General features: G+C 42.2%; 15 protein-coding genes and 2 tRNA genes. 7 read left to right on the top strand and 10 right to left on the bottom strand.

Going from position 1 to position 13,970, the window contains the following annotated elements; all coding sequences use genetic code 11:
- The 3 genes from B9T26_RS15580 to B9T26_RS14740 all read right to left on the bottom strand — a co-directional run.
- Nucleotides 1-119: transposase (locus B9T26_RS15580; protein ID WP_143223034.1), on the bottom strand; the 119-nt coding region annotated here is incomplete at its 3' end.
- A 22-nt stretch (nt 120-141) separates the two neighbouring features.
- Nucleotides 142-1,017 carry a hypothetical protein gene (locus B9T26_RS14735; RefSeq protein ID WP_086200409.1) on the bottom strand — a complete coding sequence of 292 codons (876 nt, stop codon included), beginning with the start codon at nt 1,015-1,017 and terminating at the stop codon, nt 142-144.
- A gap of 72 nt (nt 1,018-1,089) precedes the next feature.
- The gene (locus B9T26_RS14740) at nt 1,090-3,984 is read right to left on the bottom strand and encodes a valine--tRNA ligase (RefSeq protein ID WP_086200410.1); all 2,895 of its coding nucleotides are present in this window, start codon (nt 3,982-3,984) and stop codon (nt 1,090-1,092) included.
- A gap of 184 nt (nt 3,985-4,168) precedes the next feature.
- Here B9T26_RS14740 and B9T26_RS14745 point away from each other — a divergent pair, with 184 nt between their 5' ends.
- Nucleotides 4,169-4,855 carry a hypothetical protein gene (locus tag B9T26_RS14745; protein WP_086174707.1) on the top strand — a complete coding sequence of 229 codons (687 nt, stop codon included), beginning with the start codon at nt 4,169-4,171 and terminating at the stop codon, nt 4,853-4,855.
- Nucleotides 4,856-4,875: 20 nt separating this feature from the next.
- Nucleotides 4,876-5,682 (top strand): SDR family oxidoreductase, encoded by an 807-nt coding sequence (locus B9T26_RS14750; RefSeq protein ID WP_086200411.1) that lies wholly within the window; start codon nt 4,876-4,878, stop codon nt 5,680-5,682.
- Between the two features lie 321 nt (nt 5,683-6,003).
- Here B9T26_RS14750 and B9T26_RS14755 read toward each other — a convergent pair.
- From B9T26_RS14755 to hisB, 7 genes are all read right to left on the bottom strand, one after another.
- Nucleotides 6,004-7,163, bottom strand: a protein-coding gene (locus tag B9T26_RS14755) for an IS3 family transposase (protein ID WP_121533671.1) whose coding sequence is annotated in 2 segments (ribosomal slippage) — nt 6,004-6,917 and nt 6,917-7,163 — 1,161 coding nt in all. Because the reading frame shifts where the segments join, the coding sequence is not laid out codon by codon here.
- Between the two features lie 80 nt (nt 7,164-7,243).
- A complete protein-coding gene (locus B9T26_RS14760) occupies nt 7,244-8,146 on the bottom strand; it encodes a DMT family transporter (RefSeq protein ID WP_086200412.1) in 903 nt (300 codons plus the stop codon).
- A gap of 70 nt (nt 8,147-8,216) precedes the next feature.
- Nucleotides 8,217-8,948: a 1-(5-phosphoribosyl)-5-[(5-phosphoribosylamino)methylideneamino]imidazole-4-carboxamide isomerase gene (hisA, locus tag B9T26_RS14765; protein ID WP_086200413.1), complete on the bottom strand. Its 732-nt coding sequence runs from the start codon at nt 8,946-8,948 to the stop codon at nt 8,217-8,219.
- A 67-nt stretch (nt 8,949-9,015) separates the two neighbouring features.
- The gene (locus B9T26_RS14770; protein ID WP_086200414.1) at nt 9,016-9,693 is read right to left on the bottom strand and encodes a 3'-5' exonuclease; all 678 of its coding nucleotides are present in this window, start codon (nt 9,691-9,693) and stop codon (nt 9,016-9,018) included.
- Nucleotides 9,694-9,800: 107 nt separating this feature from the next.
- Complete coding sequence (locus B9T26_RS14775) at nt 9,801-10,328, bottom strand: DUF805 domain-containing protein (protein ID WP_086200415.1); 528 nt, start codon at nt 10,326-10,328, stop codon at nt 9,801-9,803.
- A gap of 142 nt (nt 10,329-10,470) precedes the next feature.
- Nucleotides 10,471-11,088 (bottom strand): imidazole glycerol phosphate synthase subunit HisH, encoded by a 618-nt coding sequence (hisH, locus tag B9T26_RS14780; protein WP_086200416.1) that lies wholly within the window; start codon nt 11,086-11,088, stop codon nt 10,471-10,473.
- A complete protein-coding gene (hisB, locus tag B9T26_RS14785; protein WP_086200417.1) occupies nt 11,088-11,681 on the bottom strand; it encodes an imidazoleglycerol-phosphate dehydratase HisB in 594 nt (197 codons plus the stop codon). Before hisB ends, hisH begins: the two co-directional genes overlap by 1 nt.
- 97 nt (nt 11,682-11,778) lie before the next feature.
- On the opposite strand from hisB, the gene B9T26_RS14790 reads away from it, so the two are divergent.
- The 5 genes from B9T26_RS14790 (at nt 11,779) to B9T26_RS14815 (ending at nt 13,965) form a co-directional block, all read left to right on the top strand.
- Nucleotides 11,779-12,156 (top strand): GNAT family N-acetyltransferase, encoded by a 378-nt coding sequence (locus tag B9T26_RS14790; protein ID WP_086200418.1) that lies wholly within the window; start codon nt 11,779-11,781, stop codon nt 12,154-12,156.
- Nucleotides 12,157-12,354: 198 nt separating this feature from the next.
- A tRNA-Phe gene (locus B9T26_RS14795) sits at nt 12,355-12,430 on the top strand.
- 135 nt (nt 12,431-12,565) lie between these two features.
- Nucleotides 12,566-12,641, top strand: a tRNA-Phe gene (locus B9T26_RS14800).
- Nucleotides 12,642-12,913: 272 nt separating this feature from the next.
- Nucleotides 12,914-13,420, top strand: coding sequence for a hypothetical protein (locus B9T26_RS14810; RefSeq protein WP_086200420.1), 507 nt, complete (start codon nt 12,914-12,916; stop codon nt 13,418-13,420).
- Nucleotides 13,421-13,515: 95 nt separating this feature from the next.
- Nucleotides 13,516-13,965, top strand: a complete 450-nt coding sequence (locus B9T26_RS14815; protein ID WP_086200421.1) for a hypothetical protein — start codon at nt 13,516-13,518, stop codon at nt 13,963-13,965.
- The last annotated feature ends 5 nt before the right edge of the window (nt 13,966-13,970 follow it).

Raw genomic sequence — 13,970 nt, forward strand, 5'->3', positions numbered from 1 at the left:
TCTAATGTGGAATAACCCACACCTAATTTCTGGGCGATTGCAGCTACAGACTCGTGTGAGTTTGAAAGTGCATAATCAATTGCTTGCTGTTTAAATTCTGGACTAAAGCGTTTAGCCATTTTTACATCTCCAAAGTTAACGTTACGTTATCTTTAGAGGGACTACATGTCCATTATTTTGGCTAGGATCAAAATGTCTATTTTCTATCGTTATTTGTTGGCTATTTTTATCTGTTAATTTTCGTTTAATCCAATTTCCACATGAATCATACTGATAATCTGAATACAGTATAGATAAGCTGGATTTATTGGAACTTATTATTTCAATGAGTTCTTTATCTTTGTAGTGATATTGGGTGGTACCGAATTTACTTACTTTAGATTCTATACCGTAGTCATGGTAATTAATTTGTATTTTTTCAAAAGAATCTTTTTGAAAAAAAGAAGGAATCATTTTAACTGAATTAATTAATTTATGTGTTTTAGTATCATAGACATTAGTGACTTTAGATTTTAAATCAAATTTAAATTGTGAATTTTGTGAATAAGATTCAATGATTTCTAAATTTTCTTGATAAGTTATATTTTTTTTAAGTGCAACCATATTTGTCACTAGGGGAGAAATATAAAAAATAGCACTAGGATGATTTTCTGTATAAGCCTTTATTGAACCTACTAGATAATTTATTTTAGTCTGCTTATTTGAATTGTAAAAAGTATTATGCTGTACTAATTTTAGTGGATTTTCTTCATAGAAAAATTCTTGTCCTAGCACTCCTTCGCTTGATTCAATTTGTTTTACTAATCCATTTACATAAAAATGAATTATCATTTCCCCTGTGGGATTTAAACGTTTAGATAAGTCTGCGCGATAAGATAAGGTCATGGTTTTGACTTTGCCTTTTAAATAAAAATCCTCTTGAGATAAAATGATTTTTTCAGGAATTTCGATAATTTCAGCATTTACGTCCGCCATACTGAGCAATATTAAATTTGTAATGATTAATATTCTTTTCATTTTTATTGTCTATAAAATAAAGGGCTGAATAATCAGCCCTTTATACACAAATTAGATCAAATTAACAACACATTAAAGCGCTGCAATCTGCTCCATATTCGCTTTAATCTTCGCTAACTGATCAGCAAACTCAGCAAGTTTTACTTTCTCGCCTTCAACCACAGCAGCAGGTGCTTTCGCCACAAAACCTTCATTGCCTAGTTTAGTCGCAATTTGGTCATGTTGCTTTTGAACCTTGTCTAAGTCCTTTTGTAGACGACCCAATTCCGCTTTAGGATCAATCAAGCCCTTCATTGGAACGTATACAGATACGTGACCAATTACAGATGAAGAAGACAATGGTGGTTGTTCAGCATCAGCCAAGAAGGTAATGCTTTCAACTTTTGCCAATGCTTTAAACAACGGTTCAATACGCGCGATTTGCGCTTTTTCAGCTTCAGTGGTGTTTTGAAGCAGAACAGGCAACAAGCGCGCATTACCTAGACCCATCTCACCACGGATGTTACGTACCGCACCAATCATCCCTTGAAGCCATTGCATATCAGCTTCAGCTTGATCATTTATTAACGCTTGGTCAGCAACAGGGTATGGCGCAAGCATAATGGTTTCAGCACCTAGACCGATCATTGGCGCAAGGGTTTGCCAAATTTCTTCAGTCAAGTACGGCATGATTGGGTGAGCAAGACGTAAAGACGCTTCCATGACTGCTAACAATACACGACGAACTTCAGCTTTACGTTCTTCAGATACGTTTTCATCGTTCAGAACTGGTTTGGTAAGCTCAACATACCAGTCACAATATTCATTCCAGATGAACTCGTAAATCGCTTGCGCAGCCAAGTCTAAACGATAAGTCGCAAATGCTTGCTGTACAGCAGCTTCCGCCTTTTGCAGACGGCTGACGATCCACTGTTCAGGCAATTCCCAAAGATCAGGACGTGCAGTTTGACCAACCGTTTGACCTTCAACATTCATTAAAACGAAACGTGTACCGTTCCAGATTTTGTTGGCGAAGTTACGGTAACCTTCCACACGTTTCATATCGAACTTGATGTCACGACCGGTGTTGGCAAGCGCACAGAAAGTGAAACGAACTGCATCTGTACCGTAAGCCTGAATGCCTTCTGGGAATTCTTTACGGGTTGATTTTTCAATCTTCGCCGCTTGTTTCGGGTTCATCAAACCAAAGGTACGTTTTTGTACCAAGGTTTCAAGATCAACACCGTCAATCAAGTCTAATGGGTCAAGCACGTTGCCCTTAGATTTAGACATCTTCTGACCTTCGCCATCACGTACCAAACCGTGAACGTACACAGTTTTAAACGGAACTTGTGGCGTGCCATCTTCATTTTTCATGAAGTGCATGGTCATCATGATCATGCGGGCAACCCAGAAGAAGATGATGTCGAAACCAGTTACCAGTACATCAGTCGGGTGGAAGGTATTTAAGAAGTAGTTTTCTTTGTCTTTCGCCGCGTCGCCAGTCCAACCTAAAGTTGAGAATGTCCAAAGACCAGAAGAGAACCAAGTATCAAGCACGTCTTCATCTTGTTTCAATTCAACTTCAGGGGCGATGTTGTTTTTCGCGCGAACTTCGGCTTCGTCACGACCAACGAATACATTGCCTTCAGCATCGTACCAAGCTGGGATACGGTGACCCCACCACAATTGACGAGAGATACACCAGTCTTGAATGTTGTTCATCCAGGCCATGTACATGTTGCTGTATTGTTCAGGTACAAATTTGATGTCGCCATCTTTCACCGCTTTAATTGCAGGCTCAGCAAGCGGTGCAATTTTTACATACCATTGGTCCGTCAATAACGGCTCAACGATTACGCCTGAACGGTCACCGCGAGGTGGCTTAAGCGTGTACGGTTGAATTTGATCTAACCAACCTTCAGCTTCCGCTTGAGCAACCAATTTCTTACGTGCTTCAAAACGTTCTAAGCCAATGTAGTCCGCAGGAGCAGGAATCGTCTTAGAAATTTGTTCGCCCGCTTTCGCGATATATTCAAACTCTGCCAACACTTCTGCATTTTTGTTGAAGATGTTGATGATTGGCAATTCGCAACGTTTACCTACTTCATAGTCATTGAAGTCATGCGCAGGGGTGATTTTTACACAGCCGGTACCAAATTCTTTGTCCACATATTCGTCTTTAACAATTGCAACTGCACGACCTGTGATTGGCAGGATGATGTTTTTGCCGACTAAATCAGCATAACGTTCATCATCCAGCGCAACTGCAACAGCTGTATCACCTAACAATGTTTCAGGACGAGTCGTAGCAACCACGATGTGATCTTTACCGTCGTGGGTACGCAGTGATTTATCTTCAAAGAAATATTTGAAATGCCACAGCGAACCTGCTTCTTCTTTATCAGACTCAACTTCTAAATCAGAAAGCGCAGTTTGTAATTTTGGATCCCAGTTAACCAGACGTTTACCACGGTAAATTAAGCCTTCTTCATGCAGCTTAACAAACACTTCTTTAACCGCATTCGATAAGCCTTCATCCATGGTGAAGCGTTCACGTGACCAGTCTACAGATGAACCTAAACGACGGATTTGACGGGTGATGTTACCGCCAGATTGTTCTTTCCATTCCCAGACTTTTTCGATGAACTTTTCACGGCCAAGGTCATGACGGCTCACACCTTGCGCACCCAACTGACGCTCAACAACCATTTGCGTTGCGATACCGGCATGGTCAGTACCTGGTTGCCATAAGGTGTTTTTGCCAGACATACGGTTATAGCGAGTCAAGGCATCCATAATGGCATTGTTAAAACCATGACCCATGTGCAAACTACCGGTGACGTTTGGTGGCGGAATCATGATACAGAATGAATCGCCTTTCTGAGATGGCTTGAAGTAGCCGTTCTCTTCCCAAGTCTTGTACCATTTTTTCTCGATCTCGGTAGGATCGTAGGTCGTAGCAATATTTTGCGCAGAATCAGTCATAGTGAAAACAGATCGAAAGTGAATAAAAAATTGTACCTATTGTAGCAAAAAAAAAGACAGATTAGGCAGCTAAAGAAAATGCAAAAAATAAGCATTTGGCACATACACAATTAGGTTCTATGATGAGAGTATTATAAAAACAGCGCAGATGATCGCAGAACAATTCTAAAAGGAGATAATTATTATGAGTTATATGATTTCTTTAAAATTAAAGGCCGAAACGCATCAACGGTTCCAGCAAATACACCAGCAACTGAATCAGGGGGAAAACGAAAGTCTGGCCAAACCGCTGGGTGAAGTGCTGGCAGATATCTCCTGTGAAATTGTCGACCAGGTGTTTGGTGAAATTGCCCGTTTATCTACCTCGGATGATCGGGAATCTGAAAAGGCAGTTCAACAAATTATCGATACCGTCCGTAAATATATGCCGTGGTCAGTTTCATTTTTTGGTAATGACCGTTTGATTCCTATGGTCAATTATTTGATTAAGATGGCACACGAAAAAAATGGTCAAAACTATATTTCCTATCGTGTTGATCATGTGTTGGTGGTGGAACTGCTAGGCTGTGTGGAACAAGTCAAAAGCGGCAATAGCCAATACGTTTCGCCTGCTTTGAAAGCTTTTACCGAAATGGTCGATCAGGGCGTGACACATTTGGTACGTGAGCCTAAAAAAATGTTGAAATTCAATTTTGTGGTTGATAAAACCTTAAATGGTGTTATTAGTTTTACCACGCAAATAGGCTATAAACGTTTAGAAAAAATCGGGACTTATTACGATGCTCACGAAACCCATCGTTACTTTGATCATTTTCTGATGTTTTTGAATCCAGAGCCTAAAAAAGACAGCTCAAACAATTCTGAATCGTAACTTAAAACAGGAACCATCACATGGCGCAGCAGGGCAGTTTAGACAATAAAGTAGTATGGATTACCGGTGCATCTTCAGGCTTGGGTAAGGCACTTGCTCAGGAATGTGCCTTGCAGGGTGCGCAGGTGGTACTGACTGCACGCCGCGCGGAGGAGCTGGAAAATGTCCGTTTAAGTCTTGCCCATCCTGAGCAGCATATGTGTATCAGTGCCGATATTAGCAATGAAAATCAGGTTCGCCATGCCTATGAACAGGTACTGAACCAAAAAGGTCGTATTGACTGGTTGATTAACAATGCCGGTTTAAGCCAGCGTGCCCTAATTGCCGATACCACCATGCAAACCGAACGCGCGATTATGGAAGTGGATTACTTCTCGCAAGTTTTTCTGACCAAAACCGTTTTGCCGACTTTCCTGAAACAGAAGTCTGGCCGGATTATCTTTGTTTCCAGTGTGGCGGGTTTATTGGGGACCCAGTACCGTGCCAGCTATTCGGCGGCAAAAGCGGCCATTCATATGTGGGCCAATAGCCTGCGTGCAGAGGTGGCACAAGATGGCGTGAATGTGAGTGTGGTGTTCCCGGGTTTTGTCAAAACCAATGTGTCTTTTAATGCCTTAAATGGCGAAGGCAAGCCACAAGGACATCAGGATGAAGCGATTGAAAATGGTTTAGAGCCAGAAGTGTTTGCCAAAACGGTAGTGAATGCCTTGCTGAACGGTGAAGAATACATTGTGGTCGGGGGAACCAAAGAAAAACTGGGTGTATGGGTGTCGCGCTTATCACCAAGCACACTGTATAAAATGATCCGCAAAATGAAGGTGAAATAATTCAAGCTCCCTCCTTTTTAAAGGAAGAAGCTTTAAAGTCCCCCTTTGAAAAAGGTGGATTTAGGGGGATTATCAAAATGGTAAAACTTGGTCAAAGATATAATCTTTCCCTTGCGCACTTAGAATATATTCTGAGGATGCTCACCTCTTAGAAGGAGAGGGATTCCATTATGTAACTCAAACATTTATGAAATAATATGATGCCCCTTTCCCTGAAAAAGTTTAAAGCAGAGCTTTAAACGAAGTGCAAGAGAGGAGTGGGATGAGGATATTTTTTATAAAAACTTAATCCCTCCCAACCTCCCTTTAAAAAGGGTGATCCTAGACAGTATCGTGGACAATCGGTCCCTCTAAATTCTTAAAATAATTCTGTTCAAAAGCTTCTGGACTTAACCAGCCATTTGCAGAATGCCGTCTAATTCGATTGTAGTAAATCTCAATATATTCAAACAAGACAGCATTGGCTTCTTTTCGGGTAGTAAACACACTCCCGTGTACCACATGACCTTTCAATGTATGAAAGAAGCTTTCCGTCACCGCATTATCCCAGCAGTTGCCTCGTCTAGACATGCTTTGAATGCAGTTATTCGTCAACAATAGCGCTCTAAAATCTCGACTACAGTACTGTGAGCCTTGGTCAGAATGGACCATAACATCCATTGGATACCCCTGACGAGCCATTGCATAATTAAATGCATCACACGCCAATTGACGGTCTATTCGATGGCTGGTTTGCCAACCCACAATACGACGACTAAATAAATCTAGCATCACGCATAAGTACAACCAACCTTCTTTGGTGTGAATATACGTTATATCGGTCGTCCAAATTCTATTTGGCCGAGTGACTGTAAACTGGCGATCTAACAAATTCGGTGCCGTCGGCAAACGATGATTTGAATCAGTTGTATGCTTATATTTGCGGGAAATCTTGCTGCGTAAACCGAGCTTTTTTAGCATCCTTCCAACTGTACGTTCACTCATGCAGTAACCTAAATCATGCATGTCGTGTACCAATGACGGTGCACCCAAGCGTGCATGATGCTGCCAATATACGACTTTTAAATCATTGTATTTCTGCGCTATATGGGCCTGGCGTTTTCGCCAGGCATAATAGCCTGAAGTGCTGACACCTAGGCATTTACAGGCAGAAGATACAGTGATTTCATTCGCATCCAAATCTTGAATTACCGTGTACTTTTCTTGGCATGATCTGTTAGGAAGTACACATGCGCCTTTTTTAAAATGTCATTGGCTTCCCTGAGTTGTTTGACCTCTTTCTCTAAATCTAGAATGCGCTGTTGTTCCGGTGAGAGTTGACGTTTACTTGAACCTGTTGGGTTAGCTTCACGAATCCATTTATCTAATGTGGAATAACCCACACCTAATTTCTGGGCGATTGCAGCTACAGACTCGTGTGAGTTTGAAAGTGCATAATCAATTGCTTGCTGTTTAAATTCTGGACTAAAGCGTTTAGCCATTTTTACATCTCCAAAGTTAACGTTACGTTATCTTTAGAGGGACTACATGTCCATTATTTTGGCTAGGATCAAGAGATCTTTTAAGGATTTACTTCTTTATTTTTCTTTAAAAATTTCGGTTTCCATTCACTGACAATCACACCAAGCACTACCAGTACTCCACCTAAAATCGCTAATAGGGGTAAACGTTCACCCGCAATACGGCCAATCAGGGTCGCCCAAACCGGTTCACCCGAGTAGATAATTGCTGCTTGAGCGGGATCAACTTCTCGTTGCGCCCAGTTCATGACCAATTGAATGACGGCACTGGCACAGCCTAAACCAGATAAAATCATGATCAGTGGCCAGGAAAATACCGGATTCCAGCTTTCACCCGTCACAGGCATCATGCAAAAAGCAAAAAGAGAAGCAAAGCCGAGCTGAATCACCGTGACACGGCGGACATTGACTTTAGCGGCAAAGAAACCGATCAGAATAATTTCAAGGGCGATGGCGATTGAACCGAGAATGGTGATCATTTGTCCAAAGTTCAGTTGTACTTGCCCAAGGCCATTGCCGGTTAAAAAGACCAATCCTAAAAAGGCCAGTGCTGCGCCACACCAAGTCATGAGTTGTGGTGTTTTACGGAACAATAACCATAATAGAATCGGCACTAAAGGCACATACAGCGCCGTTAAAAATGCAGACTCACTACTGCTGATGCTTTGCAGTCCAATAGTTTGCGTGCCATAACCCAAGGCAATCACCAAGCCAATCAAAGCCCCTGCGGCAATTTCCTTGAGTTGGATTCCGCCTAAATCCTTCCAGGAAAACAGGCTGACAAAAAACATTGCTGCAGCAAAACGGCAGCCGACAAAAAACATTGGACTGGCAAAATTTAAACCGTATTGCACGGTGATAAATGAGCCGCCCCAAATTATGGTAATTAAAATTAAGGCAAGCTGCGGAGCTTTGCTGTTAAACCAGGAAGGGGTGTTTGACATGTCTATACAGCGAAGAAATTTATTGAAATAAAAAAGAGGTCCGAAGACCTCTTAAGGATGGATCGAGATATTAAATGGATTGATCATCCCAAAGTGATTGCGCTTCACGAAGGTTCAGCGTGCCTTCATAGATTGCACGACCGGTAATCGCACCTAAAATACCTGGCTGGCCTTTTAATTTACGAACGTCATCAAGATTGGTTACACCGCCAGAAGCAATTACAGGCAAACCTGAATAGGTTGCAAGATTAACGGTCTGTTCGATGTTTACACCTTGCATCATACCGTCACGTGCGATGTCAGTATAGACAATGCTCGATACACCGGCATCAGCAAAACGTTTTGCCAGATCGGTCGCTTTTACGTCAGTGACATTTGCCCAGCCATCGGTAGCCACCATGCCATTCATGGCATCGATACCCACAATAATGTGACCGGCAAATTTTTTGCAGGCTTCTTCAACAAACTCAGGATTCTGAACTGCTTTGGTTCCAATAATCACGAAGGATACGCCAGCATCTAAATAGTGTTCAATGGTTTCAAGCGAGCGGATACCACCGCCAATTTGAATCGGTAGCTCTGGTTGCGCTTTAGCAATGGCTTCAACCACAGGTTTGTGAATTGGTGTACCTGCGAAAGCACCGTTTAAATCCACCAGATGTAAGCGGCGTGCGCCTTCATTTACCCAATGCTGTGCAGTCGCAACCGGATCGTCAGAAAATACGGTATCGTCTTCCATACGGCCTTGTTTTAAACGGACACATTTGCCATCTTTCAGGTCAATTGCAGGGATGATCAGCATGCTTTCGCTCCTTGCCAAATCTTATTGAATTCATTGTGTTCCATCTTAACAAAGTATTGGCAAATCTCTAAGCATCAGTTTCAGCTTTTATTTTGTTCGGGCGAATACGTAACTTTAATGAAGTATTGGGAATATGTTTCGGAATTAAGCCCAAGCGCAGTAACTCTTCAAACACTAAAACCGGCGCATAGGCATCGGCAGCGGCATAGTCAATTTGATGGGGAGTCAGGGTTTTTCTTGCCCAGTTGGAAGTGCTGATTTTTTTACTTTTAGGAAAATTGATCTGAAATAACAGTGCCATGGCATTTTTGAGTCCCATCGGGTTGTTGAAACCCAAAGCTTTAAAGCATTTTGACAGTTCAATTACACTATTCAGTTCGATGCCTTTTTTACGGAATAGATGGGCATCATTTTTTAAGCCAAAGCCAACTTTAATCTGATCCGGATTTTCAAAAATGGGTTTTAAAAACGCTAATATTTGTGGATTAATCTGGAATAAATAGGCTTTTTCCAAAGTCGCCAATTGAATGAGATGCGGACCAGTGGAAACTTCACCTTTTGTAAAGGTGGGTTTGGATTCGCTGTCGAAACCCAGAACAGCACAGTGTTTTAATTCTGCTTCCAAAGCATGACACTGTTCCAGGCTGTGAATGACCTGAATCTGTGTTGATGGAAGATTCTGAAATAAAGGGAAGGCCTGAATTTGTTCTTTGCTGGGCAGGATTTGAAGCAGCGACTCTTCCATAACAATTGATAGCGTGGTTTATTGTCATTCAGCTTAATTGTTTTTCAAATTTTAGGCAAAAATAAAGCCTGCATATTGCAGGCTTTAGTCATGTATAGCGGAAGTTATTAGTGGTTTTGCTCTGCTTGCTGCTGTATTTCTATTTGCGCTTGATGTGCGCGCTGTACATAGTCTTGATAAGCAGGGATAGCGATTGCAGCTAAAATACCGATTGGGAAAATCAGCACATAGAACCATGCCAACACTTTTTCCCAGGTTTTTGTGTTATATGGGAAACCAAACTGGTTTTCATGTTCATCACCTTTGGCAAAGGTTAAATACATGGCTAAACCCAAATTGACCAATGGTATTAACATCAGCAAAGACAACCAGCCACTTTTGTTCAGGTCATGCAGACGACGAATCGCGAAAATAAAAGAGAAGTAAATCATCGCAATATAGACAATGCCTAACAGCAACATGGGGAAAATTGACATGCCTTGGCCGGGTTCTGGTGCAAAACCAGGAAGCAGGATGGCGCTCAGAATGCCCAGTGTCATCACGACCAACAATAGCAGACCATTCCAGCCCAGATAAGATAAGCGCCCAAAACGGCCGGCAGCATTCAAGGCGGAGTCATTTGAAATGGAGTTCATTATTATTTTCCTATACTTTTTAAATAAATATGTTGAATATTTGGTCAAAGCATAAGCATTTTTTAGTAAAAAACAAAGGGGAAAATCCCGAATAAATAAAAAGCCCACCGAAGTGAGCTTTTTTAAACTGACTGGAATGAGTTTAGATCTTCCATTCCACAAAGTTTTTCAGCAACTGTAGACCCGCGGTATGGCTCTTTTCAGGGTGGAACTGCGTTGCAAACAGGTTCTCTTTATGCAGTGCCGTGCAGAACTCTAAACCATAGTCACAAGTGGCAGCCACAATGCTTTTATCTTGAGGTTCAACATAAAAGCTATGCACAAAATAGAAACGTGCATCCTGTTCAATGTCTTTCCACATCGGGTGACTTGGGTCAGCCTGATGCACCTGGTTCCAGCCCATATGCGGAACTTTTAAACCTTCCACATCCGGGAAACGCTTCACTTCACCTGCAAAAATACCCAGCGCATCTGAACCGCCATTTTCTTCCGAGCGTTGCATCAGTGCTTGCATACCGACACAAATCGCCAGTACAGGCTTGTTAAATACGGCATGGCGTACCACTTCATCAATGCCTGCTTCATGCATGCCTTGCATACAGTCACGCATTGCGCCTACACCCGGAAATACAATTTTATCGGCTTGCGCAATCAGTTTGGGATCATTGGTGACATCTACAGTTGCGCCTACATGTTCCAAGGCTTTGGCTGCAGAGTGTAAATTTCCCATACCATAATCAAGAAGGGCAATACGGGTCATTACAAAGTACCTTTAGTTGAAGCAACTTTACCTTCGGCACGTGGGTCAACTTCACATGCCATACGTAGCGCACGAGCAAAAGCTTTAAATACGCTTTCAATCTGGTGGTGGCTGTTTTTACCTTTCAGGTTATCAATGTGCAGCGTCATTAAGGCGTGATTCACAAAACCTTGAAAAAATTCAGAGAATAGATCAACATCAAAGCTACCAATACGTGCGCGAGTGAATGGAATATCCATCCACAAGCCAGGGCGACCAGATAAATCAACCACAACACGGCTTAAAGATTCATCCAGTGGGGCATAGAAGTGACCATAACGACGTAAGCCTTTTTTATCACCCAATGCCTGGGCAAATGCCTGACCGAGTGTGATACCACAGTCTTCTACGGTGTGATGGTCATCAATTTCCAGGTCACCATCACAGTGAATGTCGATATCGAACAAACCGTGTCGCTTGATTTGATCAATCATATGATCTAAAAATGGGACACCTGTATTGAGAGTGCCTTGACCTGTACCATCAAGATTCACACGAACTCGGATTTTGGTTTCGTTAGTGTTTCTTACCACTTCACTGATACGTTGCGTCATAGACACGTTCCTCAAAAACGTCAAAAATGATGATGTAAAATGTTTTTTCGCGGGTGACGAAGTCCCCGCATATTAGATTGCTCAGGAGGGTTAATCAATGCCTATTACCGTACATGCTTATACTTCACTAGAAAATGACGAAGTGCGCAGCCAGCTTGAGCGACTGTATGACACCAGCCCAGAATTTGGTGACGGGCAGGATGCCATTGAACAACTAGAGCAAAACTTGGCTCAGTATACCCTAGTTTACACAGCAGAATTTAATACTAAACTGATTGGGGCGATTTGGTGTACCGGGCAGGGTGAAAGCCGAATCCTGGAAAATATTGTGGTTCATCCGGCCAACCGTGGACGCGGGGTTGCCGAACGTCTGGTCAGTGAAGTGTGCCGGATGGAAGAAGAAAAAGGCGTGAAGACATTTGAGCCGGGCTGTGGAGCAATTCATCGTTGCCTGGCCCATCTGGAAAAAATCTAAACCCGCCTGGCAAATAAAAAAGCAGCCTCAAGGCTGCTTTTTTATGAGGAAAAATATGGATGCCACTCAATAATTATTTGAGTTTTAAATAAAAAATAAGCAAATAAACGCCAAATTGCTGTAAAAATAAACGTTTGCTTTAAAAAGCCCAAAACTTGCTTGACTGAAAAACACTTAAACTGTTTAATACGCGGCATCGGCGTGATAGCTCAGTAGGTAGAGCAACGGATTGAAAATCCGTGTGTCCCCAGTTCGATCCTGGGTCTCGCCACCATATTTAAAATCTGTTTCAAGATTTCAATCCCTGATCCCATCAGGGATTTTTTTTGGGTAAAAAATATTCGATCAAATAAAAATGTGATGAATTATATTGACTATTGATAACAGATACGGCTTAATACACGGCATTGGCGTGATAGCTCAGTAGGTAGAGCAACGGATTGAAAATCCGTGTGTCCCCAGTTCGATCCTGGGTCTCGCCACCATATTCAAAAAATCCTCAAACATTGTTTGGGGATTTTTTTTGCCTGTCGGTTTTGTCGGGATACTTTTTTCTACATGCCAGATGCAATAAAGCTCTGGAAAGAGCTGGATAGCAAAAATAGATTTGAGCAAGCAAAAAAGACCGTTTATCCGAGTCAATGTGAGCAAAAACGGAATTTCATGTAGGCTATAACCTATACAGTTGCGGTGAGAAGCATTTTCCTTGCATAGTGTGAAGCTGCATTGCCTTGAAATTACGTTACGAGTCAAGCTTATGAATCTTCTAAAAATCTCTGCGTTGGTGTTGATGTTCGGTTGTACAGAAAGCATGATGGCTCATGCGGATGACACTGTGACCTTGCCAACCCTGCAAGTACTGGCTGAGCCAGAACTGCGTACAGAAACAGGGGTTGTGCCGTATCAGAATGATGAGATGAACCGCCGTGCTTTACAGCATCAAATGATTCGTAATTCACGTGAAGCCCAAAACTTTATGATAGACAGTCATATGGTTGCCAATCTTGAAATTCAGCCTTTACAATCACAGCCAGACCTCAATTCCTTACCTCCCTTACTACAACAACATGTATTGAATATTGCTCAGGGTTTACAGTCGAGTGATCCTACGCAAGGTTTGTATATTATGTTGCAACCCTTTGGCATAGACCGTAGCAACAGTATGCAGCCCCTCGAACGTGGTACATATCTACAGATCAACCTGAACAATATCAATATGGGTACGCTTGAACGTTCTGTGAATAATCCTTCTGTACTGCGGTAGCGACACCGAAAATGCAATAATTTTTCTCGCTTTACATTTCCCCCATGTTAAAAATTTGTTATAAAATCAAAGTAATAGCTATTGGAGACTCCACAATGAAAAGAATCGCGCTCCCCGTACTCACTTTTTTATCGGTATTGGTCACAGCTTGTGGTGGTAGTGGATTTGGAGATAACTTCAACTCTTCTTTTGAGAAAACCTTTACCTTTGGTACGCAAACTTATATTTGCCGCAGTGAAAAAGCGGCCGATGCCTGTGGTGGTCCAAATCAGGACTGTTCAGCCTGTGAGCTGCAATCACCTTCTTCCGTTGTGATTACTCAGCTATGTGCTCAACCTGGAGCAAATATCCATCAAGTGACGGTAAATGGCTGTGTGGCAAGACTGACCAATGATACTCAAACCGGACTGTGTACTTCGGAGGGATTAAGACTGCTTTCAGGAACCAATTTGACCAGGCAGCAAGTCGCTGCAGGGACATTATTTCCTACAGGTAGCTTGAATATCACGGTCGGAAACCTGACTGAAACCATTCGCTGCAACTAAGTCGT

This window comes from Acinetobacter sp. ANC 4169 (assembly GCF_002135355.1).
GTDB lineage: Bacteria > Pseudomonadota > Gammaproteobacteria > Pseudomonadales > Moraxellaceae > Acinetobacter.

Coding starts and splice junctions, on each gene's coding strand:
- B9T26_RS14735 (WP_086200409.1), bottom strand. CDS start 1,017: ATGAAAAGAATATTAATCATTACAAATTTAATATTGCTCAGTATGGCG.
- B9T26_RS14740 (WP_086200410.1), bottom strand. CDS start 3,984: ATGACTGATTCTGCGCAAAATATTGCTACGACCTACGATCCTACCGAG.
- B9T26_RS14745 (WP_086174707.1), top strand. CDS start 4,169: ATGAGTTATATGATTTCTTTAAAATTAAAGGCCGAAACGCATCAACGG.
- B9T26_RS14750 (WP_086200411.1), top strand. CDS start 4,876: ATGGCGCAGCAGGGCAGTTTAGACAATAAAGTAGTATGGATTACCGGT.
- B9T26_RS14760 (WP_086200412.1), bottom strand. CDS start 8,146: ATGTCAAACACCCCTTCCTGGTTTAACAGCAAAGCTCCGCAGCTTGCC.
- hisA (WP_086200413.1), bottom strand. CDS start 8,948: ATGCTGATCATCCCTGCAATTGACCTGAAAGATGGCAAATGTGTCCGT.
- B9T26_RS14770 (WP_086200414.1), bottom strand. CDS start 9,693: ATGGAAGAGTCGCTGCTTCAAATCCTGCCCAGCAAAGAACAAATTCAG.
- B9T26_RS14775 (WP_086200415.1), bottom strand. CDS start 10,328: ATGAACTCCATTTCAAATGACTCCGCCTTGAATGCTGCCGGCCGTTTT.
- hisH (WP_086200416.1), bottom strand. CDS start 11,088: ATGACCCGTATTGCCCTTCTTGATTATGGTATGGGAAATTTACACTCT.
- hisB (WP_086200417.1), bottom strand. CDS start 11,681: ATGACGCAACGTATCAGTGAAGTGGTAAGAAACACTAACGAAACCAAA.
- B9T26_RS14790 (WP_086200418.1), top strand. CDS start 11,779: ATGCCTATTACCGTACATGCTTATACTTCACTAGAAAATGACGAAGTG.
- B9T26_RS14810 (WP_086200420.1), top strand. CDS start 12,914: ATGAATCTTCTAAAAATCTCTGCGTTGGTGTTGATGTTCGGTTGTACA.
- B9T26_RS14815 (WP_086200421.1), top strand. CDS start 13,516: ATGAAAAGAATCGCGCTCCCCGTACTCACTTTTTTATCGGTATTGGTC.